21 protein-coding genes and 1 pseudogene are annotated in these 25,249 nt (G+C 59.7%); 4 read left to right on the top strand and 18 right to left on the bottom strand.

Annotation, left to right across the window (positions count from 1 at the left end; translation table 11 throughout):
• Nucleotides 1–84 precede the first annotated feature (84 nt).
• The 9 genes from ACO6TG_RS16465 to ACO6TG_RS16425 form a co-directional block, all read right to left on the bottom strand.
• Nucleotides 85–858, bottom strand: a complete 774-nt coding sequence (locus ACO6TG_RS16465; RefSeq protein WP_422374187.1) for a MinD/ParA family ATP-binding protein — start codon at nt 856–858, stop codon at nt 85–87.
• 29 nt (nt 859–887) lie between these two features.
• Nucleotides 888–1,307: a hypothetical protein gene (locus tag ACO6TG_RS16460; RefSeq protein WP_094073338.1), complete on the bottom strand. Its 420-nt coding sequence runs from the start codon at nt 1,305–1,307 to the stop codon at nt 888–890.
• A 99-nt stretch (nt 1,308–1,406) separates the two neighbouring features.
• Complete coding sequence (locus ACO6TG_RS16455; protein ID WP_094073337.1) at nt 1,407–1,790, bottom strand: SH3 domain-containing protein; 384 nt, start codon at nt 1,788–1,790, stop codon at nt 1,407–1,409.
• A gap of 245 nt (nt 1,791–2,035) precedes the next feature.
• Nucleotides 2,036–3,868, bottom strand: a complete 1,833-nt coding sequence (locus tag ACO6TG_RS16450; protein WP_422374186.1) for a tetratricopeptide repeat protein — start codon at nt 3,866–3,868, stop codon at nt 2,036–2,038.
• A 77-nt stretch (nt 3,869–3,945) separates the two neighbouring features.
• A complete protein-coding gene (locus tag ACO6TG_RS16445) occupies nt 3,946–4,563 on the bottom strand; it encodes a DUF3540 domain-containing protein (protein WP_422374185.1) in 618 nt (205 codons plus the stop codon).
• Between the two features lie 37 nt (nt 4,564–4,600).
• Nucleotides 4,601–5,443, bottom strand: coding sequence for a hypothetical protein (locus tag ACO6TG_RS16440; protein ID WP_422374184.1), 843 nt, complete (start codon nt 5,441–5,443; stop codon nt 4,601–4,603).
• A 10-nt stretch (nt 5,444–5,453) separates the two neighbouring features.
• Nucleotides 5,454–6,317 carry a hypothetical protein gene (locus tag ACO6TG_RS16435; protein ID WP_422374183.1) on the bottom strand — a complete coding sequence of 288 codons (864 nt, stop codon included), beginning with the start codon at nt 6,315–6,317 and terminating at the stop codon, nt 5,454–5,456.
• Between the two features lie 21 nt (nt 6,318–6,338).
• The gene (locus ACO6TG_RS16430; RefSeq protein WP_422374182.1) at nt 6,339–7,211 is read right to left on the bottom strand and encodes a hypothetical protein; all 873 of its coding nucleotides are present in this window, start codon (nt 7,209–7,211) and stop codon (nt 6,339–6,341) included.
• A gap of 15 nt (nt 7,212–7,226) precedes the next feature.
• On the bottom strand, nt 7,227–7,442 hold the full coding sequence (locus ACO6TG_RS16425) for a hypothetical protein (protein WP_422374181.1): 216 nt from the start codon (nt 7,440–7,442) through the stop codon (nt 7,227–7,229).
• A gap of 28 nt (nt 7,443–7,470) precedes the next feature.
• On the opposite strand from ACO6TG_RS16425, the gene ACO6TG_RS16420 reads away from it, so the two are divergent.
• Complete coding sequence (locus ACO6TG_RS16420; protein ID WP_422374180.1) at nt 7,471–7,650, top strand: hypothetical protein; 180 nt, start codon at nt 7,471–7,473, stop codon at nt 7,648–7,650.
• 88 nt (nt 7,651–7,738) lie between these two features.
• Here the strand turns inward: ACO6TG_RS16420 and ACO6TG_RS16415 are convergent, their stop codons facing one another.
• The 7 genes and pseudogenes from ACO6TG_RS16415 to ACO6TG_RS16385 all read right to left on the bottom strand — a co-directional run bounded on the left by ACO6TG_RS16415 (nt 7,739) and on the right by ACO6TG_RS16385 (nt 18,310).
• A complete protein-coding gene (locus ACO6TG_RS16415) occupies nt 7,739–8,812 on the bottom strand; it encodes a pentapeptide repeat-containing protein (protein WP_422374179.1) in 1,074 nt (357 codons plus the stop codon).
• Nucleotides 8,802–12,029, bottom strand: a complete 3,228-nt coding sequence (locus tag ACO6TG_RS16410; protein WP_422374178.1) for a DUF2169 family type VI secretion system accessory protein — start codon at nt 12,027–12,029, stop codon at nt 8,802–8,804. The genes ACO6TG_RS16415 and ACO6TG_RS16410 overlap by 11 nt, the downstream gene beginning before the upstream one ends.
• 373 nt (nt 12,030–12,402) lie before the next feature.
• Nucleotides 12,403–13,632: a M24 family metallopeptidase gene (locus ACO6TG_RS16405; protein ID WP_422374177.1), complete on the bottom strand. Its 1,230-nt coding sequence runs from the start codon at nt 13,630–13,632 to the stop codon at nt 12,403–12,405.
• A gap of 192 nt (nt 13,633–13,824) precedes the next feature.
• Entirely contained in the window at nt 13,825–14,679 is an 855-nt protein-coding gene (locus ACO6TG_RS16400; protein ID WP_094073329.1) for an ABC transporter permease, read from the bottom strand.
• Nucleotides 14,680–14,688: 9 nt separating this feature from the next.
• Entirely contained in the window at nt 14,689–15,957 is a 1,269-nt protein-coding gene (locus ACO6TG_RS16395; RefSeq protein WP_422374176.1) for an ABC transporter permease subunit, read from the bottom strand.
• 75 nt (nt 15,958–16,032) lie between these two features.
• Nucleotides 16,033–17,133 carry an extracellular solute-binding protein gene (locus ACO6TG_RS16390; RefSeq protein WP_422374175.1) on the bottom strand — a complete coding sequence of 367 codons (1,101 nt, stop codon included), beginning with the start codon at nt 17,131–17,133 and terminating at the stop codon, nt 16,033–16,035.
• Nucleotides 17,134–17,215: 82 nt separating this feature from the next.
• Nucleotides 17,216–18,310, bottom strand: a pseudogene (locus ACO6TG_RS16385) (ABC transporter ATP-binding protein).
• Nucleotides 18,311–18,763: 453 nt separating this feature from the next.
• Here ACO6TG_RS16385 and ACO6TG_RS16380 point away from each other — a divergent pair.
• From ACO6TG_RS16380 to ACO6TG_RS16370, 3 genes are all read left to right on the top strand, one after another.
• Complete coding sequence (locus ACO6TG_RS16380) at nt 18,764–19,645, top strand: substrate-binding domain-containing protein (RefSeq protein WP_422374174.1); 882 nt, start codon at nt 18,764–18,766, stop codon at nt 19,643–19,645.
• Nucleotides 19,646–19,680: 35 nt separating this feature from the next.
• Entirely contained in the window at nt 19,681–20,145 is a 465-nt protein-coding gene (gene tsaA / locus ACO6TG_RS16375; protein ID WP_422374173.1) for a tRNA (N6-threonylcarbamoyladenosine(37)-N6)-methyltransferase TrmO, read from the top strand.
• A 100-nt stretch (nt 20,146–20,245) separates the two neighbouring features.
• Nucleotides 20,246–22,360 (top strand): 3-hydroxyacyl-CoA dehydrogenase NAD-binding domain-containing protein, encoded by a 2,115-nt coding sequence (locus ACO6TG_RS16370; protein WP_422374172.1) that lies wholly within the window; start codon nt 20,246–20,248, stop codon nt 22,358–22,360.
• Nucleotides 22,361–22,727: 367 nt separating this feature from the next.
• On the opposite strand, the gene ACO6TG_RS16365 is transcribed toward ACO6TG_RS16370, so the two are convergent.
• Together ACO6TG_RS16365 and ACO6TG_RS16360 are read right to left on the bottom strand one after the other, a co-directional pair.
• Nucleotides 22,728–23,771: a phosphotransferase family protein gene (locus ACO6TG_RS16365; protein WP_422374171.1), complete on the bottom strand. Its 1,044-nt coding sequence runs from the start codon at nt 23,769–23,771 to the stop codon at nt 22,728–22,730.
• Nucleotides 23,772–24,009: 238 nt separating this feature from the next.
• Complete coding sequence (locus ACO6TG_RS16360; protein ID WP_422374170.1) at nt 24,010–25,245, bottom strand: acyl-CoA dehydrogenase family protein; 1,236 nt, start codon at nt 25,243–25,245, stop codon at nt 24,010–24,012.
• Between the last annotated feature and the right edge of the window lie 4 nt (nt 25,246–25,249).

The following is a 25,249-nucleotide window of genomic DNA, read 5'->3' as shown; positions in this document are numbered from 1 at the left end:
CGCATCTTTTCAATGCGCCATCCTCAGGATGACGTCGAAGGGGAGTCTGATTGAGGAGACATGGTACTCGCGGCGGCGCCAGACTCACTCGATCGAATCGACAATCGATTCAATCGCCAGGGTGAAACTGTGCTCCGGCTGCAGCGTGCGGATCAGGCCGGTGCTGCCAATCTGGATCAGATCTGTCGACAGCGGCAAGACAGCTGCCACCGGCGTCCGGTAGTTGGAGAAGATCCGCTGGGCCAGCTCGGTGAAGTCGAAGGTTTCCAGCGCCTTGTTGACCACCAGGAACAATTGCGGCACCTCCAGCTTGCGCGCCAGCTCCAAGGTCACCGCCGTGCCCTGGTAGTCCTGGATATCCGGTCTCAGGATCAAAAGCAGCGTGTCTGAAATGGCAATCGACAGCAGCGTCTCCTCGTTGACGCCCGGATGGGTGTCAATCAGGAGATAATCCAGCTCCAACTCCTGGCACAGGTCGATAAAGCCGCGATTGAGGTCCTCGACATCGTATTTTTCCTTCAGGATCCGGGCAATTTCACCGGTCTTGATGGAAGACGGCACCAGGAAGACCTTGCCGTTTTCCGGCACCATCGACTGCCCCGAGGCATCGACCACATTCGCGGTCACGTCGAGTGCCGTCTCGCCAACCTTGCAATGGCCCCAGAGATAATTGTTCAGGGTCTGGCTGACAGTGTTGAGGTCAACCTTGAACAGCGTGTGGATGCCGGGCGACTGGATGTCGGTGTCGACAATGCCGACCCGGTGGCCGCGCAGCGCCAGCGCCGAAGCCAGATTCGCGGTGACATTGGATTTGCCGGTGCCGCCGCGATAGGAGTGGGTGGAGATGATTTTTGTCACGTATTATCTCGGCTCGTCAGGTCAGCGGGTCAGGACTTGTAGCGGGATCTGAGATCCTTGGCACGCGATTGCAGGGATCGGAAATAGTCTGTATCGCTGACCTCTTCAATCTCCTGACGGGCCTGTTCCTCGTCATACGTGACTTCGAATTTGTCCAGCCGCGTTTTCAGCTCCGCGTTTTCCTTGCGCAATTTGGCTTCGGCGGCCTCGAGCTGGCGCTTGGTTTCGGTCAGTTCGGCAATCAGCTGACTGGAGTGAAACTCCCTGGCTTCCACCTGCACCACCATCCCGGAAAAGGTCTCCGCCAGGGCCCGGATGTCCTCTTCCACGGATGTATCCGTGATCACCTGGAAAAGATCTTCGACATCATCGAAACGGCCGTTGGCAATCGCTTCGCAGGTCCGCGCCAGACTGGCCAGGGCGGGCTTCATCGTGTCGGGTGAACTCATTTCCGGCCTCCCCATGCCATTAAACACACCACTTACCGTTCCCCAAGCAATTTGTGTCTGTCAGCCCAGGGAAGTGCATCAGCTGTCAATTTAGATCCTTCAATTCGAGACAGTGGTTTGCAGCGGATTGGTCTGCGTCAGATATCGGCTGGAGATCCAGCCCATGCGGCCCGTGTCGACATCTCGGGCATGCACCCAGCCCCCTTCCACCTCGGTCTGCCGAACGGTTCTGCCGCGGTCAAACCGGTCGATCACGCTTTGCTGCAGATCTGGGCCCGTCCTGAACGCGACACGGTTCCCGCTGACATAGAGCAGCGGGCCCTGCGCTTGCTGAGGAGGTGGCAGAATGACCCGGGAAGGTGCCGGTGGCGGATTGGCGGCGCGCGCAAGATCGTCCAGATAGGACCGGTCGCGGAACTGGAGAAAAACCAGCGCAATCAGAAACACAGCGGTGATCACCACATAGGGAACGAATTTCTTCATCGTTTGCGTTCCGGTTCGAAAGTCACTTCGTCTCCTGCCTGCGAATCACTGCCACCTTTGTTCAACGGCAACCGGCGACAACACTGGCTGTTTGCCTTTCCGGGCACCCGTCTGACGTGCCGTGATTTCCTAACGGTACCACATGTTTGTTGATGGTCCGATAAGACAGCGGCGTGCGGTTTAGGTAATTTATCTGGCAGCGGTCGCCCGGGACGCTGCGTCACGCTCAGGCCGGCCAGGAAATCTCAGGCCGCCTGAACACCGGTCATTTCCGCAAGCTTGTCCGAAAGCCTCCCGGTGAAGTGCTCCATCGGTTCCGCCCAGGGCCGCTCAAGCACCTGCACGGAAGGATACCAGTGTGAGCGGCCTTCCGGTGCATACCAGTACCATTGCTTGTCAGGTGTGGCCAAAACGATGGTCGGGATACCAAGCGCGCCGGCTATATGGGTCACGAGACCGTCCGGCCCAACCACAAGATCGAGTTTACCGACAAGATCGACCAGCATCTCCAGCGATTTCAGATGCGCACCGGCATCAATGATTTTCCTGTTGCCCTCCAGCTCTGCCCGCTGGTCGTCCCACATCAGGCTGAGCACCGCACCTGGCCAGTCCGCCAGGCCGGCTTGCACATGGTGCAGCAGGGGCGCCGGAGCGTGTTTCCCCCAGGTGACACCAACCAGCGGTCCCTTCAATTGCGCGAGTGACCCGCGCCAGAAGTCATCGGCACGCGGATCCGTTTTCAAATAGGGCCTGAAACCGGCCGGATCATAATCCGCAACTTCCGGCCTTGCGGAAAAACTGGCCATGAAACAGGCGTTGCCGGTTTCCGCGATTTCAAAGAGGTTCTTGCCCTCAAGGGGCTCCAGACGGAAGCTGAGATCCATGCGTTGCAGCAGCGGAACAAGGGGCTCATGCGCATAGACAATCCGCTCGGCTGCGTCCCCGGTCTCACCAGCCCCGGACAGGAACCGCGCAAACAGGATGGCCTCCAGCGGCTTGGTTTCCAGCGGGATGATCACCTTTTCAAGCGCACCGGCCAGGCCACCGTTCAGACCGGCAGTGCCAAGCCGGACCTGAGCAGCCAGCTCGCGTGCCTCGGCAAACTTGCCCTGATGAAACAGGCCCTGCCGGACCAGGGCCAGACCATTGGCGCCGGTTGTGATGTCCTTGAGCGCGGGCTGTGCCAGCGTCACGCTTTCGGCGTGTTTGCCGGCCCGCGACATCGCGGTGGCCAGCAAAAGGCAGAGATGCGGATTGTCCTTCTGCGTTTTCAGGAGCGCCGCCAGTTTGGCGAGCCCGCGATCCGGGTCGCCGCGATAGGCCGAAACCAGGGCGTATTCCTCGAGCGCGTTGACCATGTCGGGGGCAATCTTGAGTGCCAGGTCCAGGAGATCCGCCGCCCGGTCCAGCTCCCCGACCAGCGCAAGAGAACGCGCAAAGGCCGACAGCACCATCGGTTCCCGGGGCCGTTTCAGGTAAAGCGCTTCCGTCAGCTCCAGGGCTCTTCCCGTATCGCCCTGGTCCTGGAGAATATGCGCCAGCTGAATGGCCACGGGGCCGTTTTCGGGCTGAAGCGCCAGCACCTGTTCGAAATATCTGCGGGCATCGTAGTAGGCGCCGATCTGCGCCAGCACGGACCCCAGATTGGACATCACGTTCGGATCATCCGGTTTCAGCTCCTGGGCGATCAGAAGATGGCGCAGGGAATCCTCGATCTCGCCCTTGAAGGCATGCACCGTTGCCATGGCCTCGTGAAAGGTCGGGTTTTCCGGATCAAGGCTCAGCGCCCGTTCGAAATTGACGCAGGCAAGGTCGAGATTGCCCTGCGCATTATGCGCCAGAGCGAGGTTGTAACTGGCCGAGGCATCTTGCGGATCCATCTGCAGCACAAATTCGAAACTCTTGATCGCGGCCTCCAGATCGCCGGTCGCGATCTGGCATCTGCCATAGGTCTTGAGCGCGCGAATGGAGCTGGGCGCGCGGCTGAGGGCCTGCCGGCAAAGCTCTTCCGCGTCCTCGATCGAACCGTTTTCCAGATGCTGATTGGCCGCATCAAGCAGCGCGTTCAAATTCGACATGATGACCAGTTACCTACCGGTGAGCGTGAAACAACGCCTTGAGATCAATGGCGGCGATGCGCTGTTGGCCGATCCGGTCAGCCGACATTGATCCGCTCGGCATTCAGACGGATATCGGTTTTTGCCGTGACCACGGCCGCATGTGCACTCTGGGTCATTGCGCTTTCAATGTTCTGGCTGAACACACCCGCCTTGTGCACATCCGCGCCTTCGATGATGGACACCCGTTGATGCGCGCTGACCGAAGAGGATTCCGCGATCATCTCATCAGTTCCCGACACCCGCTTGGAAGTCCGGAACAGGCTGTTGAAAGCGTTGCCGACCAGATTGGCGGCTTCCGTTACAAGATCAAAGACGCCGGCTTTGATGGAGACCCGCTTCGCCGAGACAACCAGCTCACCCGGCGTTTCGATCGAAAGCGGTGCTTCGATGTTCTGCCGTTCCAGAACGGCAAGGACATAAAGGCGTCCTTCGACCTCCGCAGTCAGAACGCTGTCGCCGCTCACCGGCTCGATCAGGCAGCTGACGGCACGCCGGGCAGCGGTCCGTGCACCGTCCGCGCTGAACAGGAACAGCTTGCCCTCGTCGCAGGTGTGAACGGTCAGGACACGGGACGGTGCCGCCAGGCCCGGTTGCCTTTCGACCGGCACATTGCTCTCTTCTGCTGCGCCGGAATTGCTGCTTGTCTTAGTCATGAAATCCGTCCGTTGTCGTGCGGGCACGAAAGCCGCGTCAGCATTGCACTTCCAGGCCGCCGTCGAGTGCGGCTGCCCTTGTTCTCGTGCCGATGACGGCGCCCTCGGAATCGACCACCTGCGCATCGGATGCCGCAAGCTTGGTGATGCGCTCATAGACCTTGAGTTCGTTCTTGTAATACTCGTATTCCTCGTGCAGCCAGACGATCTGCAGCGCGAAGATGGTGAAGCCGAACTTGATGCCGAGCACGTCCTTGTAGGTGTTGCCGTTCAAGGACAACGAAACGCCCGTGGCGCTGCAGGTGATTTCCTTGACGCCGACGGTGAAGGTCTTGAGGCTCAGTCCGATGTGGGAATAAGTGCCGATATTGGCGCCTGCATAGAGTTTGAAAACGATCCCGATATTGGTCTTGTGCGTGAACCCGTTGACCGTCGTCTCCTTGTAGGTGTCGACGAACTTGGCGTAGCCGGCTTGCTGGAAATAGAGATCGTGGTTCTTGGCCTGGATCAGGATGGAGTCGCTGTCCGTATCGCCGTGAGAGGATTTCAGGCGGATCTTGCCCTCGGCCTCGATCACCACTTCGCCGTCCTTTTCCTCAATCGTGTAATTGCCTGTCGTGTTGGTATAGGCATAGCCGCCGGACTTGACCGTCCGCTCCACATGGGTGCCGATCTCCTCATAGGCATTGCCCGTATTTGCGGTTTTCAGCGTGTATTTGCCGTCGGTGTAGAAATAGAGCCCTTGCGCATGGCCGCTTGGGTCCTGGATGTTGGCACTGCCCGGTTCCCATCGGCTTTCATATGTACCGAGGCGCAGGTAATGACCATCGGTGAAGGTGTTCGTGCCGCCCGCGGGGCTCCAGTAGTAGAGATAAGCCATGTCGCCCTCGCTATGCCGGCATCTTGGATTCAATGCCGATATGCGCCTCGACACTGCTGGTATATTGCGATTGGGCGAGAGCTGTCTTCATCTTGGCCGTGCTGAAGAAATCCGACCAGCCCTTCAGATCGTTCTTCTTCACGGCATATTCGAGCTGGATACCGCGCTTTTTGTAGTAGAGGATCGAATAGCCCATATCGTGGGTGATGACGTTGTTGCTCAGATAAACGAACCCAAGCTTGATGCCTCCGGAGGAGATCTTCAGATCGGTCTCGCTCGCATCGAACACTTTCAGGTTCATCGAGCACATTTTCCAGCCGACCGCGCCTGACAGATAAACGGGCAGCACAAGCGCCAGGCTGACATTCGTGCTTTCTTTCTGGATGATCTTCTTCGTCGATCCGACGACCTGCTTCAGATAGGCTCCGAAGGTGTGGTTGTAGATCGCATCACCCTTGCTGGAGACCTTGCCGTCCGGCGCCTCAATGAAGATCCCGTCGACATGATGGGAAGTGACATTGAATTTTGAATTGCCCCGAGCCGTCAGCGAAAAGCCCTTGGTGTCGGTCGTGATCGTGACGTCGCCGGCTTCAACGGTCGTGTTGCGATGGCCGTCCCTGTTCTTCTGGGTCAGGCTGCCGCCGATCTCGATATGGCCTTCCTTGCTCGCTTCAACGATGTAGGAACCGGCCGTGGTGATGAAAATGCCGTCGCTCGCCGCCAGGCCGCCGGAATAGACCGACGTCGGCAAGTGGCTGGCCTCGTCGACTTCCGACGGATCGCTCACATAGGAGCCGAGGCGAATATAGACCCCGTTTTCAATGCCGAGCGTGTCGTCGCTTGCCGGTGAGACACCCATGTAAAGAGTCGTCATGTGGCTATCCTCCCGCGCCGGCTAGAACTTGATCCGCTGGAAAACACCGCAACCGGCCATTTTCGAGCGCATCTCGGCGGCATAGGTTTCCGTCACACCGCCCTTGATCTTCGATTTGACGATGTCGTTCTGGCTCTTCAGCATCTCGACGTAGATCTGCAAAACGGTCATCTTGTTGTAGAGAACCATCGTCTTTCTGTAGTTCTGCGCCATCTTGAAAGACAGGACCTGCAGGATGTTGAAACAGGCGTAGTAGCCGGAATATTTCTGGAAAATGATCTTCAGGGACGTGATCGACGCCTTGGCTTCCGCCAGTTTGAAATAGGCATCGCCCACCACGTTGAGACTGAACGAGAACGCCGATCTGTCCGTGATCGATGCGCCGAACACGGACGAATATTCGAACAGCTGCACGTAGGTGACCTTCTTGGACGAGCTTTCCTTGATGTCCCGGCTGTCCGACGTGGTGCACTTGCCCCAGACCGCATAAAGATGAAGATCGTGGCCTTCCGACTGCAGCGTGATGTTGGCGTCTGCCGTGGTATTCCTGGCTTCAATGGTGATCGAGCCGTCTTTCGCCTTCAGTTTCCAGTCGCCCTTGTCGACTGTCACCGTGTGATCGCCGCCCAGCACCTTTTCGGTCAGCGCCTTGCCGAAGGTTTCCACCTTCTTCTGATCCGCATTGAGAAGGAAGACGCCGTTGGCGGACATCGAAATGCCGGTCAGGCCACCCGCCGACACGGAAGAGGGCAGATGGCTGTCCTCATTGGTGCCGATATATTCTTCCAAACGCAGATACTGGCCGCTGAACTCGTCAGCGTTGCCGGTGAGCGGCACGGCAAAATAGATATGCGCCGAAGTCCGGTCGTCTGCTGATGGTTTGGTCGTGGCCATGATTGTGGACCCTTCCTAGCCGACCGGGTTGATCAGGGTGCATTGACCCGGTGAAGAAATGCCGACGGAATTGACGGTGAGGCCGTTTTCGAGCGGCGGATCCATCAGCGCCCGACCGGCCGGCTGGCCCTGAATGAGCAGTCTGGCGGAGCCCTTGCCGGACTTGCTGGCGCTCATCGGCAGTCCCGAGATCACGCCCGGGCCCGGACCGGCGACACAGGAAGCAATCATCGAGAGCATCGTGTGAAAAAAGAAACAGATGGAGAAAAAGGAGAACTGGCTGGGGATGGTCATCATCCGGAACCCGACCGCTGGCATGACCGCGGGAACCGGCGGCACTGACGGCATGATGAACGGATCGACGGGAGAGACGTCGAAACTGGGTATCGGTCCGGATGCATTCACTGTCGGCATCGTTTCTTCCTTTGTCGGCACCTGAAAACTGAACTTTTCAGGTGCACACGGTGCATATTGTGATTGTCACAATCAACGATATTTCGGCTCAATTTCCCGAACGGAACGGGAAACTACAATTCTGTGTCGAGGATCACATTTTGTGGGTTATAGGCCTGCGCGATCAGCCGCCTGTCATCGGTCGGAACGGTCGATCCCGCCGAGCCGTCGAGCAGTGCGCCCTTCAGATTGGCGCCGTGGAACCTGGTGATGTTGAACCTGGCATTGGCGAAATTCCCGGCCTGGCAATTGGCGTTGGTGAAGTCGCCATATTGAAGGTCGCAGCCCTCGAAACGGGCCGCCCCGCAATTGGCGTTGTCGAACACGGCCATCTGCATCTGCGATCCGGCAAAGGACACTGCTGAAACATCCGCATTCGCAAACACGCCGTTGGTCAGGGTCGTGCGCTCGAACTTCGATCCCGCCAGGATGGAACCGGCCAGCATCGCCTGCGGCATGTTCGCTTCACAAAAATCGCTGAGACGCATGTTGCAATTGACGAAGGAGGTCTGGGTCAGTTCCGAACCGCGAAACGCCACTTTCTGGAGGTCCGCGTCGACCATGGTGCATTCCCGGAACGTGTGACCGGAGAGATCCCGGTTTGAGAGGTTGCCATCAACCAGCAACACCTGATGGAAGATCGCTCCGTCCAGGAAGGCCGTCCGCAGATCGGCCCTGGAGATCATCGTGCGGTAGATATGCGCCCTGGCGAAGTCGACACGGTCAAGCGTGTTTTCAAGCAGCCCGACTTTCTCGAAAGACGTTTCGCAGAACCGCGCCTCCGTCAGATCGTTGCAGAGCAGCCCGGTGTCGTAGAGGCGGGCGTGAGAGAAATCGGCTCCCTGCAGTTTGCCTTGCAGGAAACCCGTCGTCTCGAAGGCGCACCCCGGGAAGGCCGCGCCTTCGAAGCGCCCCATCATCAACTGGCTGCCGGCAAAAGTGCAGTCTTCGAACCGCGCACCGCGGAAATCGCACCGGATCAGCATGCTCTTGTCGAAATTGCACCGGACAAAACGTGCGCCGCCGAAATCGCACATGACGAAGTTGGCCGACCTGAAGGTCGCGTCCGAAAAGGTGCGCCTGGAGAAATCCCGGTCGGAGATTGTCTGGCTGTATTCTATTGCGTGATAGATTTCCTCAAGCGTCATTGGACGGCAGCTCCAGGATTGTCTGGCCGAGATTGGCCCGGCTGAAATCCGTCCACTTCACGTCGGCATCCATGAAATTGGCGGCGTAAAGATTGGCGTCCCTGAAACTGGTGTAACGGGCATCGCACTGGCTGAGATGCGCTTCCATCAGATCGGCGGCAAAGAAGTCGGAATGGACGAGACTCGACTCGTTGAAGACGGCCTTGCGAGCGCGAGCGGCCCGAAAATCAACAGCCGTCATCTCGCAATTCAAAAACAGGCATTCGCGGACTTGTGCCCGCATGAAGCAGGTCTCGTCGAGATTGGCCTCCAGGAAACTGGAATAGTGGCCGCGCACGCCATCGAAATAGCTTCCCTTCAGGTCGGACTTCCCGACGAAGGTGGACTTGCTGAAACTGGCGTTGCTCCAGCGACTGTCCTGCGCAACGACCTTGGTCATTAATTGGCGATCGAATTGCGCGCCGGACCAGTCGGAATAGGACAGGTCGCCCTCGACCACCATGGTTTTTTCAAACCGTGCCTTGCGGAGTGCGGCTCCCCGGAAGTCGCACTTCAGGAACAGGCAGTTGGTGAATTGCGCGGCTTCGAAGTCCGTTCCGGAAAAATCGCATTCCAGAAAGGTCATCGTATCGAAGACCGCCCCACGAAAGGTCGAGCCGCTGAAATGCGACTTCGACCAGGTGCGTTCGGAAAACCGGGTCTGGTTCAGGATGGCCCGTTCAGCAATCACGCCGGAGAGCGTGGTGCGGGAAAAGTCGGTTCCGGTGGCATCGGCGCCCGTCAGCACGGCCTCCGCCATGCCCGCCGCCGAGAAGTCTGCGTTCCGGAGCCTCGCGCCGGTCAGATTGGCCTTTTCCAGGAACACGCCATTCATGTCGAGATGAGACAGGTCGGCGCCGGCGAGATACGCATCGGCAATGTCCCTGCGGGCAAAGCTCTCCCCCCTTGCCACCTCGTCAACGACCAGTTCGCCGAGCTTGCGCCGGATGCCGGGCGTATAGGTTTCGATCGGGTGGACAGCTTCCAGTGCCGCCGAACGGGCATGCTCCTTGTCCAGCATGAATTCCCGGGCCTCTTCGTCCAGATTGCTGAAGAACGTGTCGGCGTCCATCGACGTTGCCTCTTCGGCCTTCGCGATGATGTCATCGATGGATTTCACATCCAGTTCGGGAACGGGGATCTTCTCCACTTCCCGCGCCAGCGCCAGGCTCGGCGGCAGGTCCTGGTCCGCCGTTTTCGGAAGCCTTTCCGCCAGCATGGCTTCCATCTTGTCGAGATTGGCCCTGTTCTTGTCAGGCATGGTGGCAAGTTCGGCAAGCACCGCGTCGAAGTCGGTTGGCGTCGGGTCTTTCAGATGAGCGCCGCTTAGCGCGTCTTCGATGGTGACCATCTCGCCGGATTTGGGACGGCCGCTGGTCTCCTTCAGATCCCTGGCCATGGCTTCCAGGTTCTGTTTCATCTCGTAGAACGGATCGGCTTCGGGGAGCGCAAGGGCACGCGCCCGCACCAGCGTCCAAAGCTCTTCCTCGCCGCCGGCGCCGGCGCCGGCGCCGGCGCCGTCCAGTTTGCCGACAATTGCGTCGATTTTTGCAAGTGCCGCGTCAAGTTCACCCGGCATGACGTCTTCAACCGGCGGTGTCAGTCCATCCGTCGTCCTATTGCCGAGGTCCACGGTGGCCTTGGCAAACTTGGAAAAATCATCGGTTACCGACTTGGTCTTTGCCACGTCTTTCAAGACATTGGCCGCGCCGGGATCTCCCGCCTTGATCGCCGTTTTCATTGTGTCGTGAAGCGCAAACAGATCGTCCGGCAATGGCATTCCCGCCGCCTTGTGCCGGGCGATGGCCGCCGCGGGCCCCTTCATCAGGTCGGCTTCCAGCTGGTCGCCGGCCGAGGCCAGCTTCCTGAACATGGCGGCGATGTCGACATTGCCGGCAATGATGTCTTCCGGGGCCGGCAAGGGCAGGCGCGGGATCGGCGGAAGGCTTGTATCCGGCCGCATCATGGCGGGCATGTTCGCCTTCCTGAGCAGGTCGGCATGTTCGAACTGGATCTTCTTCTCGAATTTCTGCGCGATTTCCTCGCTATAGGCCTGTGAGCGTGCCTCCATCGCCTCGACCTCGGCATCCGGCAGGTCCGGCATCAACTGGCTGTCGTTCAGCGTGTGCATGGCGCCTTCGGTCGGATGCGTTCGCAGCCGGTAGATTTCCGCGTAATAGGAGGCCGGACGCGGCGCATCGGTCATGCGCTCGGCGCCGAAGATAAGGGCCACCACGTCCGAAGCCTTTTCATCTGCCAGTTTCAGAATACCGCGATGATAGATGCCGCCGATCTCGGAGGAACCAAAGACCCAGACGGTCTCGATCCGTGTGGTGATCTCGGTCAGGCGCTCGGCCTTTTGGTCATGGATGGCAAACAGCCGGACGCGCAAACCCGGCAGGTGCGACCGGATCACGGGGTGGCGCGCCGACATGCCCCAGACGGAGATCGCCTCGTTGCCTTCCGGAGCCGAGGCAAATCGCTGATCCGTCGGGGCCACATTAAAATAGGCGCTGTCGAAACCCGGAGGGGGCTCCGGAAACGTCGTCCTGATCCAGTCCCAGCTCGGCTGGCCAACCTTTGTCTTGCGCGACGGGTGATCGTGGCTCAAGGGACCGAACAGGATCGGGTCCGGCTGATCGGTCAGGGTCTTGATCAATGCGTCCGGGTTTTCGACATTCGGAAGCTGCGCGTAACCGAAATGCTCCAGGACATGGTGCGGGTTGCAGCCCCTGCCTTCCGGATTGACCGGATGGGTCTCGTTGCCAAAAGCCTGGTCGGGCGTCAGCGGCATGGTCTCGTAGGGAACGGCATGGGAAAGCCGGATGTCGTTGTGGCTGTCCTTGACCCAGTGGCGGTCGCCGAAAACCACGGCCCGCTTCGTCACCGGTCCGACGGCAACACCTACCTCCTGCGCCTGAACGCTGCCGCCTTCCGGCGCGCGGGCTTCACCGGCAATCAGCACTTCCGCCTGCACCTTTGGAAATCCCATGTCGAGAAACCCGCCCATGGGCAGGTTCGACATGGCCGTCTCCGTATAGACCGCTTCACTCAGGATCGCTTCCGGGTCGGTCAGGTCGAAGCCATAGAACACGGTTGCGTAGAGGTAATTCTGACCGCCAATGGCCTGAATATTTTGAATGCAGGATAATTTGTGCGGTTTATACAGGTCAGGCATGACGGTCCCCGAAGTTCCGCCAATATAGATGTCGACTATGTTTCAGCAGGATGACATCTTGCGAACGCTGCACCGCAAATGTGCGTGCGCTCTGTTTCTGCACATGTCTCTGTTTGTCTCAGCCCCCACGTCCGGTCTCAGCCACTCGTCCCGGTTCGGAGGGATCAAAGTCTTTTTCTGACTTCGCGGCCAAAGTCGAAATTCAGTCAATGGTTCAATAACTTGACGTTCTGATGAAGCCGCCAAGCACGATAGGGCCAGGCCTCTCGGACCTTCGCGCCTCGTCCGCGGCCAGCAGGTGAATGGCCGCGCCGTTGTGTGACGGGCCGGCACATAGTGGCCGCCCCGTCCCTTCCCGTTTCGTTTCGCCGTCTCAGCGCTTCGGGATGATATTGTGCTCCGGACCGAAGGGGAAACCGGTGATGTTGTCGGCACCGGTTTCCGTCACGATCAGGATGTCGTGCTCGCGGTAACCGCCCGCTCCCGCTTCTCCTTCCGGGATCATGATCATCGGTTCCATGGACACCACCATGCCCGGCTCCAGAACCGTTTCGACATCCTCGCGCAATTCGACCGAGGCTTCGCGGCCGTAATAATGGCTGAGCACGCCGAAGGAGTGGCCGTAGCCGAAGCTGCGATACTTGAGCAGGTCGTGGCTGCGATAGATGTCGTTGAGTTCCGTAGCGATATCGCAGCAGCGCGCGCCCGGTTTGATCAGCTTCAGGCCCTCCCGGTGGACATGGCAGTTGATCTCCCACAGGCGCAGATGTTCATCGGAGGCATGTTCGCAAAAGAGCGTGCGCTCGAGGGCGGTGTAATAGCCGAAGATCATCGGAAAACAATTGAGGCTGAGGATATCGCCGGCCTCGACGACCTTGTTGGTGACCGGATTATGCGCACCATCGGTGTTGATGCCGGACTGAAACCAGGTCCAGGTGTCCATCAGCTCCACGAACGGGAAGGATTTCGCGATCTCCCGGATCATCGCATTGGTTGAGGCAATGGCAACTTCGTGTTCCGTGACACCTGCCTGAACCGCCTCGACGAGCGCCGCGCCTCCGGCATCACAAATGCGGGCACCTTCCCGGATCAGGACATGCTCTTCCGCGCTCTTGATGGTTCGCTGCGCCATCGCGTCAGCGGCAATATCGACCAGTTCCACACCCGGCAGCGCATCCTCCAGCTGTTTCTTCAGATCGAGCGACACATGGTCGAACTCGATGCCGATCCGCTTGATGGCGGGGTTCGGCATATCCAAGAGGGACTGGATGGCGTGGAAATAGTTGTCCCGGCGCCAGTCGGTATAGATGACCGTGTCGCCATGGGTGCGGCGCCACGGCTGGCCGCCATCGATGCCGGCCGCAATCGTCGTTGCCTTGTCCTGGGTGACCAGGAAGCCGTATTTGCGGCCGAAGTAGCAATAAAGGAAGCCGGAGTAGTAGCAGATGTTGTGATAGGAGGTGAACAGCGCCGCGTCGATGCCGCGATCCGCCATCAGCTTGCGCAACCTGTTCTGCCGGCTGTCCATTTCCCCGGCCGAGAAGGGTGAAAACGCCTTTTCACCATTGTTCATTTCGTAAATGCGGATCATGTCGCTGCTCATGTCATGGTCTCCTTTCAGATCCAGATGTTTCAAAGTCCGGGGCCTGAAACGCAAAACGGGCCGGCTTCCTGAAAGAAGCCGGCCCGCCAGGCCCAATGTCTGATTGTCTTGCTACCGGGAGATCCGGATCCGGTCTCCACCCGGCGACTGGCGTTCCGCCACCGGTTCACATCGAAAGCAGCTCTGGCCGGATCAGCCCGGCGTCATACCTCTCAAGCGTTCCGACCGGCGGCGCAGCAGCTCCAGAACCGTCAGGAGGCAGATCGAGATTGCCACCATCAGCGAAGCCACCGCCAGGATGGTCGGTGAAATCTGTTCGCGCAGGCCGGTGAACATCTGCCACGGCAGGGTCTTCTGACCAGCAGAGCCCAAGAATAGCACCACCACGACCTCGTCGAAAGACGTGATAAAGGCAAACAATGCTCCGGAAACGACACCCGGGATGATGAGTGGCATCTGCACCTTGAAGAAGGTTGTCACCGGATTGGCGCCGAGGCTTGCCGCTGCGCGCACCAGCGAACGGTCAAAGCCGACCAGGGTCGCCGTGACCGTGATGATCACGAAAGGCGTGCCGAGCGCGGCATGGGCCAGTACCACACCCCAGTAGGTGCCCTGCAGGCCAATGCGCGAATAGAAGAAATACATGCCGGCGGCCGAGATGATCAGTGGCACGATCATCGGCGAGATAAGGACCGCCATGATAGCGGACTTGTAGGGCACGTGAGACTGGGACAGGCCGATAGCGGCAAGCGTGCCAAAGCCTGTTGCCAGGATGGTGGCCACGGGGGCAATCAGCACCGAGTTGGTCAGAGCCTGCTGCCAGTCCGGGTTGGTGAAGAAGTCGTTGTAGTGTTTGAAGGAATAGCCGGCCGGATCCAGCGCCAGCATTTCCTTGGTGAAGGTGAAGAAGTCCTGTGCGTTGAAGCTCAGCGGCAGGATCACCAGGATCGGAAAGATCAGGAAGAAGAAGATCAGTCCGCAAATGATCCGGAAGGAGTAGAACCAGGTCCGCTGCAAGGGGGACGCATATGGGGGAAGTGCGCTCATATCGTCCTCCTATCCGAGCTTCACGTTGTCGATGCCGACAATCTTGTCATAGACCACGAAGAGCATCAGGACGGCGACCAGGAGCAGGGTCCCGAGGGCAGCCGCAAGGCCCCAGTTGAGCGACGACGAGATGTGATAGGCGATCCGGTTTGAAATGAAGATGCCCGACGTACCGCCAACCAGTTCCGGCGTGATGTAGTAACCGATCGACAGGATGAAGACGAGCACCGCGCCCGCGCCGATGCCCGGCACCGATTGCGGGAAATAGACCCGCCAGAACGCAATCCAGTCATTGGCTCCGAGGCTCTTGGCCGCACGCACGTAAGAAGGCGAGATGGTCTTCATCACCGAATAGAGCGGCAGGATCATGAAGGGCAGCAGAATGTGCGTCATGGCGATGATCGTGCCGGTCTGGTTGTTGATCATCACGAGACGCCCGGCCTCGCTGACAATGCCCGTCCAGACAAGGAAATCGTTGATCACCCCCTGTTGCTGGAGCAGCACCTTCCAGGCAGAGGTGCGCACCAGAAGCGACGTCCAGAAGGGCAGCAGCACGAGGATCATCAAGAGGTTCGATGTGCGCAGCGGCAGCGCGGCCAGCAGGAAGGCAATCGGATAACCGAGCAGCAGACAGGACACGGTGATCACGATCGACAGGAACAGGGTTCGGCCGAACAGGAACATGTAGATTCGTTCGTCTGCCGGTTTCATTTCAATGCCATCTGAGGTGCGATGGGCATCGAAGGAATTCAGGAAGTATCCGTCTGTGATGGTCGGCGAAAAGCGCTTCAGCACCTGCCAGGTTTCGATCTGGCCCCATTTCTTGTCCGCGTCGAGGAACTGATCCTTGAAGGGACCGCCCTCATCCATGCGCTTGATGCGCCGGCCGGTCTTGCGGAACAGGCTGGAAATACCGCTCTGTTCGTAGTTGAGGCGCGATCCAAGACGGGTGTGCGTCTTTGCATCCACCGCGACGACCATGTCGTCATAAAGCGCAGCGAAGACAACTTCATCCGGCACCTCGCCGGAGTCGGGATCCCAGGCTTCCAGAGCGACGACGGTCTTGGGCAGCGTTTCGGAAACGATGCCGTTTTCCACGGACCGGAACAGCATGTCCACGATCGGGGCGACGAAGGTGATCAGCACAAAGATCAGCAGCGGCGCAATCAGCATCAGGGCGCGCAGCTTTTCCCGGCGCAGGGCCTTTGCCAGCGCAGCCTTCAGCGGCTTGCCGTCCTGCGTCGTCAGGACCTGACCGTCTTGGGTGGTGTCGCTCATAAATGTCTTCCGAAAATCAGAGAGAAGGTCCGGGTGAGGCGATGCCCCACCCGGTCCAAAGCGTGCCGTTAAGGCTTACTGCGCGAGCCAGGCCTGGAACTTGGCGTCGATGTCGTCGCGGTAATCCGCCCACCACTCGTAGTTATAGAGGAAGGTGTTCTTGGCGTTGTTCGGATCGGTCGGCATGTGCGGAGCCATGTCGATGCCGAGGGTCGCGTGCTGACCGACCAGCGGAGCAGACGACTTACGGGCCGGACCGTAGGAGATGAACTTGGCCTGATCCGCCAGACGCTGGGTGTCGGTGGCGTATTTGACCAGTTTCTTCACTTCAGCCAGACGATCTTCCGGCAGACCTGCCGGGATGATCCAGCCGTCCAGATCGAACACCTGGGCGTCCCAGAGCATTTTCACCGGCTGCTTCTGCTCTTCGATCAAAGCGAACAGGCGACCGTTATAGGTGGAGCCGATCACGACTTCGCTGTCCGCCAGAAGCTGCGGGGTTTCCGCACCGGCCGACCACCAGATCACGTTGTCCTTGATGGTGTCGAGCTTGGCGAATGCCTGGTTCTGACCTTCTTCGGTTTCCAGAACGTCATAGACGTCTTCCTTGGCAACGCCGTCGCACAGAAGAGCCCATTCCATGTTGTTGATCGGACGCTTTTCCAGCGAGCGCTTGCCCGGGAACGTTTCCAGATCGAACACATCACAGATGTCGTCCGGCTCCTTGCCACCCCAGTCGGCAACGTCGGTGCGGTAGCCGAAGGTGGTGGAATAGACGATCTGCGGAATGAAGCACTCGGAAACGAGCAGATCACCGAAGTCTTCAGACGCCGGCGTTCCGTCCGGAGCAGCCGCCAGGTCGGCGTCCGCATCGATTTCCATGGCCAGGCCTTCGTCACACAGACGGATGGCGTCGGAAGCAACCACATCGACCAGGTCCCAGGTGATGTTGCCGGCTTCGTTCATGGCGCGCAGCTTGGCCACAGCCTCAGCGGAGGACTCATCCCAGATCACGTTGATGCCCGGGTTCTCGGCCATATACGGATCGGTATAGGCATTCTTCTGGGACGCCTGGTAGGCGCCGCCCCAGGAGACGAGCGTCAGGTCTGTTGCAAGAGCCGTGCTGCCGGCAAATGCCAGAGCGGTGCCTGCAAGAATAACAGTCTTGAGCTTCATGTGAGTTAGCTCCCTCTTTTAGGATGTAACGGATTGCTTCCGTTGTTGTCGCTGGCGGCCGCGACCCGGCCGCCGTGCGATTTCAGACAACAGCGTCGAGCGCTTTGCAGTCATTCAGTGCCCAGCCCACAGGGACCGTTTCACCGACATGGAGCTTGCGCTTCTCTCCGCGGTTGCGAACCTTGACGATGAACTCGTCATTGCCGGCCACATTCATGCGCACACGAATGTGGTCGCCAAGATAGATGAGTTCCTCAATCCGGCCATCGACCAGATTGTCCATCGCATCATGGGTGTCGAATTCGACACGTTCCGGCCGAAGCGACAGAGTGGTCCTGTCTCAGACGGCAGCGACATTGACCTTGTCGGCCTTCAGCTTGGTGCCATCGTCGAGTTCAACCAGGCACTCCTCGCCCTGGATGTCGACGACCTTGCCGCTCAGCTTGTTGTTCTCGCCGATAAACTGGGCCACGAAGGAATTCTGCGGATCTTCATAGAGGTCATCGGGTGTCGACAGCTGCTGGATGACGCCGTCGTTGAACACGGCCACCCGGTCCGACATGGTCAGGGCCTCGGTCTGATCGTGGGTCACGTAGACCACCGTGACGCCCAGATTCTCGTGGATGTGCTTGATTTCATACTGCATCTGCTCACGCAGCTGCTTGTCGAGCGCACCAAGCGGCTCATCCATCAGAACGAGTTCCGGGTCGAACACGAGGGCGCGGGCAACGGCGACGCGCTGCTGCTGGCCACCGGAGAGCTGTGCCGGGCGGCGATTGCCGAAGCTGCCGAGCTCGACCATCTCCAGTGCACGCTGCACCTTTGCCTGCTGGTCCGCCTTGTTCACATTGCGGACCTGAAGCGGAAACGCGAGGTTTTCCGCGACCGTCATGTGCGGAAACAGGGCGTAGTTCTGGAACACCATGCCGATGCCACGCTTGTGCGGCGGCACGTTGTTGATCGGGCGATCGTTGAGATAGATCTCACCGTGGGTGGCGGGCTCAAACCCCGCCAGCATCATCAGGCAGGTTGTCTTGCCGGATCCGGACGGCCCCAGCATGGTCAGGAATTCGCCCGGCGGGATATCGAGATTGAGGTTCTTTACGACCAGGCTTTCGCCGTCATAGCTCTTTTGAACGCTGTCATACTTAACAGCAGCGCCCCGTGTGTTCGCCATTTTGTCCCCAAATCTGGTTCATTATTATTCAGCGTCCAACCAGTTACCGCCCAGGAAGCCTTCGCCTCGTCGAGCAGTCGGTCAGCGCAGTTGTCGATAGAAAAACAAAATTGCCTGCTCATGGAAAGGGGGCAATGCAAAAAAATGTATATTTTTTAGTCAGCTACCGGCTTAATATTTTGCAATGCGGCATGGGAGGGAAATTTTTACTCAACACAAACGCCTCGGGGAAAAGATTATCTTCCCCAAGGCGCAGTAACTTTCGTGCACAGTTTCATTCACATTTGCCTAGACCAAAAAGAGTGTCGCAGTTTAACAGCGCGTTGTTGCGCCGTTGCGTCACATACTTGAGTCGTTACGTCACCTACGGATCGCCTTGTCCCCGGACCGTGCAGCATTGATCTTGTCCTGAAGCGCGCACCTCCGCTAAGTTCACGCCAAACGGCAGGACACATGTTGAAGCACTCAGATCCCAACCAGCCCAAGTTCCTGACCACCAAGGAGGTGGCCGACCTGCTCCGGGTCAAGGAGCGCAAGGTCTATGACCTGGCGGCGGCCGACGAAATTCCCCACAGACGCATCACCGGCAAACTGCTGTTTCCTTCCGACGAGATCGAAGCCTGGCTGGAAGGCACGCCACTGCCCACGCAGGACACCCTGCCGGACGTTCTCGTCGGCTCCCACGATCCGCTGCTGGACTGGGCGATCCACGCATCGGGCTGCGGGCTCGCCGTCCTGTGCAATGGCAGCGGCGACGGGCTGACGCGATTTCAGGAGGCGACAGCGGCACTTGCCGGCCTGCACCTTCCCGAAGACGGTGGCTGGAACGTAGACACTGTTCAAAAGACCGGCGTGCAAAATGCCGTTCTGCTCGCCTTTGCGACGCGCAAGCGCGGCCTTCTGATCTCCGATGACGCTGCCGGTGAGATCCGGTCAGTTGCCGATCTGAAGGGCAAACGTGTTGCCCTGCGCCAGCCCGGCGCCGGCGCCGCACTCCTGTTTTCCAGATTGCTTGAAGACGCCGGCCTGACGGAGAATGACCTTGTCTGCGCCCAAAGCCCGGCCCATAGCGAGAATGATGCAGCTGTTGCGGTCGCGGCCGGCGAAGCGGATGCCGCGCTTGGGATCGAAGCCATGGCAAAGCCGTTCAAGCTGACATTTCTGCCGCTTGCCGACGAGCGTTTCGATTTGCTGGTCAACCGGCGCGCCTATTTCACCGAACCGTTGCAGACGCTTTTTGAATTTGCGCGCTCTACCGCTTTCAAGGACAAGGCCGCTGCACTCGGCGGCTACGATCTCAGCGATCACGGCACCGTTCGCTGGCTGTCTACCTGAAAAACACCACCGCAGGATCAAACCGCAGGACCAAGATGAGCGATATTCGCCCGCACGAAGTTCAGATTTCCGTTCCCGAACCGAAGGACGCCCGGCTTTATTTCATAGGCCGCATCCGGACCCCTTGGACAGATCGCAAAGCCTGTCCACGTCAGGGAAAAGAGGACGGACCGGACTGCCAGGTCGAGATCTTCGAGCCCTGGGTCCCGGCGCTACAGGGCATCGAGGACTACGCCCGGATCGAACTGCTTTACTGGCTGAACCAGGCCCGGCGCGACCTGGTGATCCAGAATCCGGGGCATAATGACGGCACGTTCGGCACGTTTGCGCTGCGCTCGCCTGTGCGTCCCAATCCGATCGGAACATCCCTTGTCAAACTTGTCTCTGTCGACGGACCGGTTCTGACGGTGCGCGGACTCGACTGCCTGGATGGCACGCCGCTTGTCGATGTGAAACCGGATCGCTGTTCCTTCACGCCGAAGGCACCACCAAAGGATTGACGAACGCAACTTGCGCTTTTGGGACAGCTTGACAAGCCCTCCTTACAATTGACAATCCGGGCACGAATCCGCTCATCCGAAGCGGCCTGGGAGGAACTCAATGCACTCTGGAATGCCGACGGGCACGTCCGCCATCAACGATGTCGTTTCCATCGAGATCATCGGCAACACCGGCCTGATCGCCCTTGACAATCCGCCGGTCAACGCTGCCTCGCACGCGGTCCGTACGGGATTGTGGCAAGCGCTCGAAACCCTGCAGCAGGATGACAGCGTTCAGGTGATCGCGCTTTACGGCAAGGGCCGGACCTTCATTGCCGGTGCGGACATTCGCGAATTCGGCAAGCCGCCGCAGGATCCTTGGCTGCCGGACCTGTGCAACTTCATCGAGGGCACAGAAAAGCCCATTGTCTGCGTCCTGCACGGCACGACATTAGGCGGCGGGCTGGAAGTTGCCATGTCCTGCCACGCCCGCGTCGCAATCCCGGGCACCAGGGTGGGACTGCCTGAAGTCACACTCGGCATTCTGCCCGGCGCCGGCGGCACCCAACGTGCGCCGCGCCTTGCCGGCGTCGCCTTTGCCCTCGACATGATCACCTCCGGCAAGCCGGTTTCCACAGAAGTTGCGCTCGAAAACGGCCTGATTGACCGGATAGGAGAAGGCGAACCGCGCGAGGTTGCCTTGCAGGCAGCGCAGGATCTTGTGTCCGGAGCGTTGCCCCGCCGCAAGACCGGCGAACTTGTCGCCTCGCCCGATCAGGCCGCAATCGATGAGATGCGGACGAAACTTGCAAAGACCCAGGCACAGTTGTTCTCGCCCCATAAATGCGTCGACGCTGTCGAAGCCTGTCACCTGCCGATCAGGGACGGCATGGCGGAGGAACGCCGGCTTTACACCGCCTGCATGGAAAGCCCGCAACGCGCCGGCCTGATCCACGCCTTCTTCTCCGAACGGGCAGTCACAAAGGTTCCCGAAGCTGCGGCGGAGCCACGCGAGATCCGGTCTGTCGGCGTCATCGGCGGCGGCACCATGGGCTCCGGTATCGCGACCGCGCTGCTGCTTGCGGGGCTGCCGGTGACCCTGACCGAGCGCGACCAGGCGGGTCTGGAGCGTGGCACCGAAACGATAGCCAGGAACCTGGATGGCGCAGTCAAACGCGGCAAATTGAGCGCCGAGGGGCGCGAAAAGATCCTGAGTGACACACTGAGCACCTCAACAGATCTGAAAGCCCTGGCCGATGTCGACCTGGTGATCGAGGCGGTTTTCGAGGAGATGAGCGTCAAACGCGACATCTTCGGCACCCTCGACACGGTCTGCAAGCCGGGTGCCGTGCTGGCCTCCAACACATCCTATCTCGACATCAACGACATCGCCGCGACCACCGAGCGGCCGGAAGACGTGATCGGTCTGCACTTCTTTTCCCCTGCCCATGTGATGCGGCTTCTGGAAGTGGTGGTCGCCGAAAAGACCTCCCCGGAGGTGGTTGCCACAGGCTTTGCACTGGCCAAGAAGCTGAAAAAGATCGCCGTGCGCTCCGGCGTCTGCGACGGTTTTATCGGCAACCGGATCATGACCTTCTACAAGAAGGCCGCCGATTACATGATGATGGACGGCGCGTCGCCAGAGGAGATCGACACGGCGATGCGCGGCTTCGGCTTTGCCATGGGCCCCTACCAGGTTGCCGATCTGGCCGGTCTCGACATCAGCTGGGCCGCCAACAAGCGCCGGGCGGCAACAAGGCCCAAAGAAGAGCGCTACATCCCGATTGCCGACCGGATCTGCGAGAATGGCTGGTTCGGCCGCAAGACCGGTCAGGGTTTCTACATCTATGACGACAACGGCTCCCGGCCCAATCCGGACGCCCTTTCCATCATTGACGCGGAACGGGAAAACGCCGGAGTGACACCGCGCAGTTTTACATCTGAAGAGATTGTCGAGCGCTTCATGACGGCAATGATCTCGGAAGGCGTCCGTGTGCTGGAGGAAGGCATCGCCCTCAGGCCCATCGACATCGACGCCGTCTTCCTGAACGGCTACGGCTTCCCGCGCTTCCGCGGCGGCCCGATGCACACAGCGGATGTGATTGGAGCAGGCGAGCTGGTCCGGCGGATCGAGGCGTACGCGCAGGAAGACAGCTATTACTGGCAGGTTCCCGAGCTCCTGCGGAAGATGGCTGCAAGCGGCGAGGCCTTTGCGGAGATGAATGCGCGAGGGTGAAGTGCGGCGAAAGCCAGTTTTCGTCAGTGTTAATCGTCAGCTCCGCCCGATTGTCATCCCGGTTTGGCGCATCGCGCCAAGACCGGGATCCAGTACGCCACAGTGTCAGGGCGTATTTTTCGAACGCCGGTGACCACTGGGTCCCGGATCTGCGCTTCGCCCGGGATGACAATCGAGTGGGCTTTCCGGATTGCGGCGTTTTGGGGCAAAGCATCTTGGATGGTGTCACCCCGGACGGAGCAAAGCGACGATCCGGGGTGACACCTAGAGCGTGTCGCGTTGAACAAGATCCAACGATCCTCGGTTTTTGCATTGAAATCTTTGATTTCAGGCAGCGAAAACCAAGTCCGGTTAAACGCGATCTGCTCTAAGACCAACTGTTACCCTTTTTCGCCGCCTCCAGCCCGCCGGCCGCATAGTCCGGCACGCTCGCGCCCAGCTTCAGTCCGAGCTCCGGATTGGAGGCATTGCCGTTAAGGGCGCGTTTCTTGACGCCCTGCAGGATCGCGCCCATCCGGAAGAAGGCAAAGGCGAGAAAGAAGCCGAAGCCCGGAATGCCGGGAAGGCCCATTCGGCTGCAATAGGCGTCGATGAAGGCCTGATCCTCCGGAATGCCAAGCGAATTCCGGTCGACACCGGCAAGCCCCCGACCCTCGGCACCGGTCGGGCGCTGCCACTGCATGATGAGTGCGGCGAGATCGGCAAAAGGATGACCGATGGTGGAAAGCTCCCAGTCGAGCACGGCAACGCAGGCCGGCCCGTCCTCGGCAAAGAGCAGGTTGTCGATGCGGTAGTCGCCATGGACCAGCGTGCGCCGGCCATCGTCCTCCGGCACATTGCCGTCGAGCCACGTAATCAGCTCGTCCATGGCCGGAATGGTCCCGGTTTCGCTGGCCCGGTATTGCCTGGTCCAGCGGTCAATCTGGCGGCGGTAATAGTTCCCTGACGGTCCGAAGTCCGCGAGGTCGCGCGCGCCCAAGTCAATGGCATGGATTGCTGCAAGCACCCGGTTCATCTCGTCATAAAGACCGCGTCTCGCGTCGGTATCGACACCCGGCACGCGCGGGTCATCAAAGTTGCGCCCCCTGACAAGCTGCATGATGTAGAAGGCCGAGCCGATGACGCTGTCATCCTCGCACAGCACATGCATCTGCGCGACCGGCACCTCTGACCCTGCGAGCGCCTGTTGTACCCGGAATTCCCGGTCGACGGCATGGGCGGATTTCAGAAGCACGCCCGGCGGCTTGCGCCTGAGCACATAGTCGCCGGAGGAAGCCCTCAACCGGAAGGTCGGGTTGGACTGGCCGCGGTTGAATTTTTCTGCATCAAGCGGGCCTTCAAAGCCGGGCAGGTGTGTTGCCAGCCAGGTGGCAAGCGATGTGAGGTCAAGATCCTGTAGAGGGGTGTTCATGGGCGCAGACCTTCGTTGCCGGCCCCACGATCAAACTCCATCTGGAGGCCTCCCCACCCACAGACCTCGTTCTGAGGAAGCACGGAGCGCTGTCTAGAAGGAACGACAGCAAACTCCCGCACACACTGTCGATCCTTCGAGACGCCGCTAACGCGGCTCCTCAGGATGAGGGCTGTGGGTGAGGCGAGGCCGCCCTGATGCAAGGTATGGCCGGCTTGGTGTGCTCGTGCGGCCACCTTCAAAGTTTCCCGTTGGCATATTTCCGCAGCTCCGTGCGCGCCACCTGGCGCCGATGCACGGCATCCGGACCGTCGGCGAACCGCAGTGTCCTCAAATGCGTCCACATGGCAGCCAATGGAAAATCCTGGCTGATGCCGGCCGCGCCGTGGACCTGCATGGCCTCGTCGACGACTTTCAATGCCATCAAAGGCGCGATCACCTTGATCTGGCTGATCCAGGACTGGGCGGCGCGCGTGCCTTGCGTATCCATGACCCAGGCGGCCTTCAGGCAGAGCAGCCGGGCCATCTCGATTTCCATGCGCGCATTGGCAATGATGTCGTAATTGGCCCCGAGATCCATGAGTTTCCTGCCGAAGGCCTCGCGCGACATGGCCCGCTGACACAGCATTTCCAGCGCCTTTTCGGCCTGGCCGATGGCGCGCATGCAATGATGGATGCGGCCCGGACCAAGCCGTCCCTGGGCAACTTCAAAGCCGCGACCTTCGCCCAACACCAGATCTTCGGCCGGCACTCGGACATCCGTGAAGCGGATATGCATGTGGCCGTGGGGGGCATCGTCGGCGCCAAACACATGCATCGGCCGGAGCACCTCGATGCCCGGTGCGTCGGCTGGCACCAGGAACATGGAATGGCGGCTGTGTTTGTGCGCCTCCGGGTCCGTTGCGGCCATGACGATGTAAAGCGCGCAGCGCGGGTCACCGGCGCCTGTCGCCCACCATTTGTCGCCGTTGAGGACCCAGTCGGCACCGTCCTTTCCGGCCGTGAGCGCGATGTTGGTCGCATCCGAAGAGGCGACATCAGGTTCGGTCATCAGATACGCGGACCGGATGTCTCCGTTCAGAAGCGGTTTCAACCAGCGTTGTTTGTGGGCCTCGGTGCCATAGCGCTCCAGAACTTCCATGTTGCCGGTATCGGGCGCATTGCAGTTGAAAACCTCGGCGGCAATGCCGACCTTGCCCATTTCCTCCGCCAGATAGGCGTATTCGACCGTTGTCAGGCCGAACCCTTTCTCGCTGTCCGTCAGCCAGAAATTCCAGAGACCACGTTCCTTTGCCCTGGCCTTCAGACTGTCCAGGATCTCAAGCTGGCGGGCCGTCATCTGAAACCGGTCACCGGAAGGATGCCGCCCGACCTCTTCGTGATACTCCCTGTCGAGCGGCGCGATCTCCGTTTCCACCATCTGGCGCACCTCGGCGATCAACGGTGCAACCTTTTCGGAAATTCCAAGATCCATCAGT

Source organism: Roseibium sp. (genome assembly GCF_965233565.1).
In the GTDB taxonomy this organism is placed as follows: domain Bacteria; phylum Pseudomonadota; class Alphaproteobacteria; order Rhizobiales; family Stappiaceae; genus Roseibium.
This window is presented reverse-complemented; position numbering and strand designations above follow the sequence as displayed.

Coding starts and splice junctions, on each gene's coding strand:
- ACO6TG_RS16460 (WP_094073338.1), bottom strand. CDS start 1,307: ATGAGTTCACCCGACACGATGAAGCCCGCCCTGGCCAGTCTGGCGCGG.
- ACO6TG_RS16455 (WP_094073337.1), bottom strand. CDS start 1,790: ATGAAGAAATTCGTTCCCTATGTGGTGATCACCGCTGTGTTTCTGATT.
- ACO6TG_RS16450 (WP_422374186.1), bottom strand. CDS start 3,868: ATGTCGAATTTGAACGCGCTGCTTGATGCGGCCAATCAGCATCTGGAA.
- ACO6TG_RS16445 (WP_422374185.1), bottom strand. CDS start 4,563: ATGACTAAGACAAGCAGCAATTCCGGCGCAGCAGAAGAGAGCAATGTG.
- ACO6TG_RS16440 (WP_422374184.1), bottom strand. CDS start 5,443: ATGGCTTATCTCTACTACTGGAGCCCCGCGGGCGGCACGAACACCTTC.
- ACO6TG_RS16435 (WP_422374183.1), bottom strand. CDS start 6,317: ATGACGACTCTTTACATGGGTGTCTCACCGGCAAGCGACGACACGCTC.
- ACO6TG_RS16430 (WP_422374182.1), bottom strand. CDS start 7,211: ATGGCCACGACCAAACCATCAGCAGACGACCGGACTTCGGCGCATATC.
- ACO6TG_RS16425 (WP_422374181.1), bottom strand. CDS start 7,442: ATGATTGCTTCCTGTGTCGCCGGTCCGGGCCCGGGCGTGATCTCGGGA.
- ACO6TG_RS16420 (WP_422374180.1), top strand. CDS start 7,471: ATGGAGAAAAAGGAGAACTGGCTGGGGATGGTCATCATCCGGAACCCG.
- ACO6TG_RS16415 (WP_422374179.1), bottom strand. CDS start 8,812: ATGACGCTTGAGGAAATCTATCACGCAATAGAATACAGCCAGACAATC.
- ACO6TG_RS16410 (WP_422374178.1), bottom strand. CDS start 12,029: ATGCCTGACCTGTATAAACCGCACAAATTATCCTGCATTCAAAATATT.
- ACO6TG_RS16405 (WP_422374177.1), bottom strand. CDS start 13,632: ATGAGCAGCGACATGATCCGCATTTACGAAATGAACAATGGTGAAAAG.
- ACO6TG_RS16400 (WP_094073329.1), bottom strand. CDS start 14,679: ATGAGCGCACTTCCCCCATATGCGTCCCCCTTGCAGCGGACCTGGTTC.
- ACO6TG_RS16395 (WP_422374176.1), bottom strand. CDS start 15,957: ATGAGCGACACCACCCAAGACGGTCAGGTCCTGACGACGCAGGACGGC.
- ACO6TG_RS16390 (WP_422374175.1), bottom strand. CDS start 17,133: ATGAAGCTCAAGACTGTTATTCTTGCAGGCACCGCTCTGGCATTTGCC.
- ACO6TG_RS16380 (WP_422374174.1), top strand. CDS start 18,764: ATGTTGAAGCACTCAGATCCCAACCAGCCCAAGTTCCTGACCACCAAG.
- tsaA (WP_422374173.1), top strand. CDS start 19,681: ATGAGCGATATTCGCCCGCACGAAGTTCAGATTTCCGTTCCCGAACCG.
- ACO6TG_RS16370 (WP_422374172.1), top strand. CDS start 20,246: ATGCACTCTGGAATGCCGACGGGCACGTCCGCCATCAACGATGTCGTT.
- ACO6TG_RS16365 (WP_422374171.1), bottom strand. CDS start 23,771: ATGAACACCCCTCTACAGGATCTTGACCTCACATCGCTTGCCACCTGG.
- ACO6TG_RS16360 (WP_422374170.1), bottom strand. CDS start 25,245: ATGGATCTTGGAATTTCCGAAAAGGTTGCACCGTTGATCGCCGAGGTG.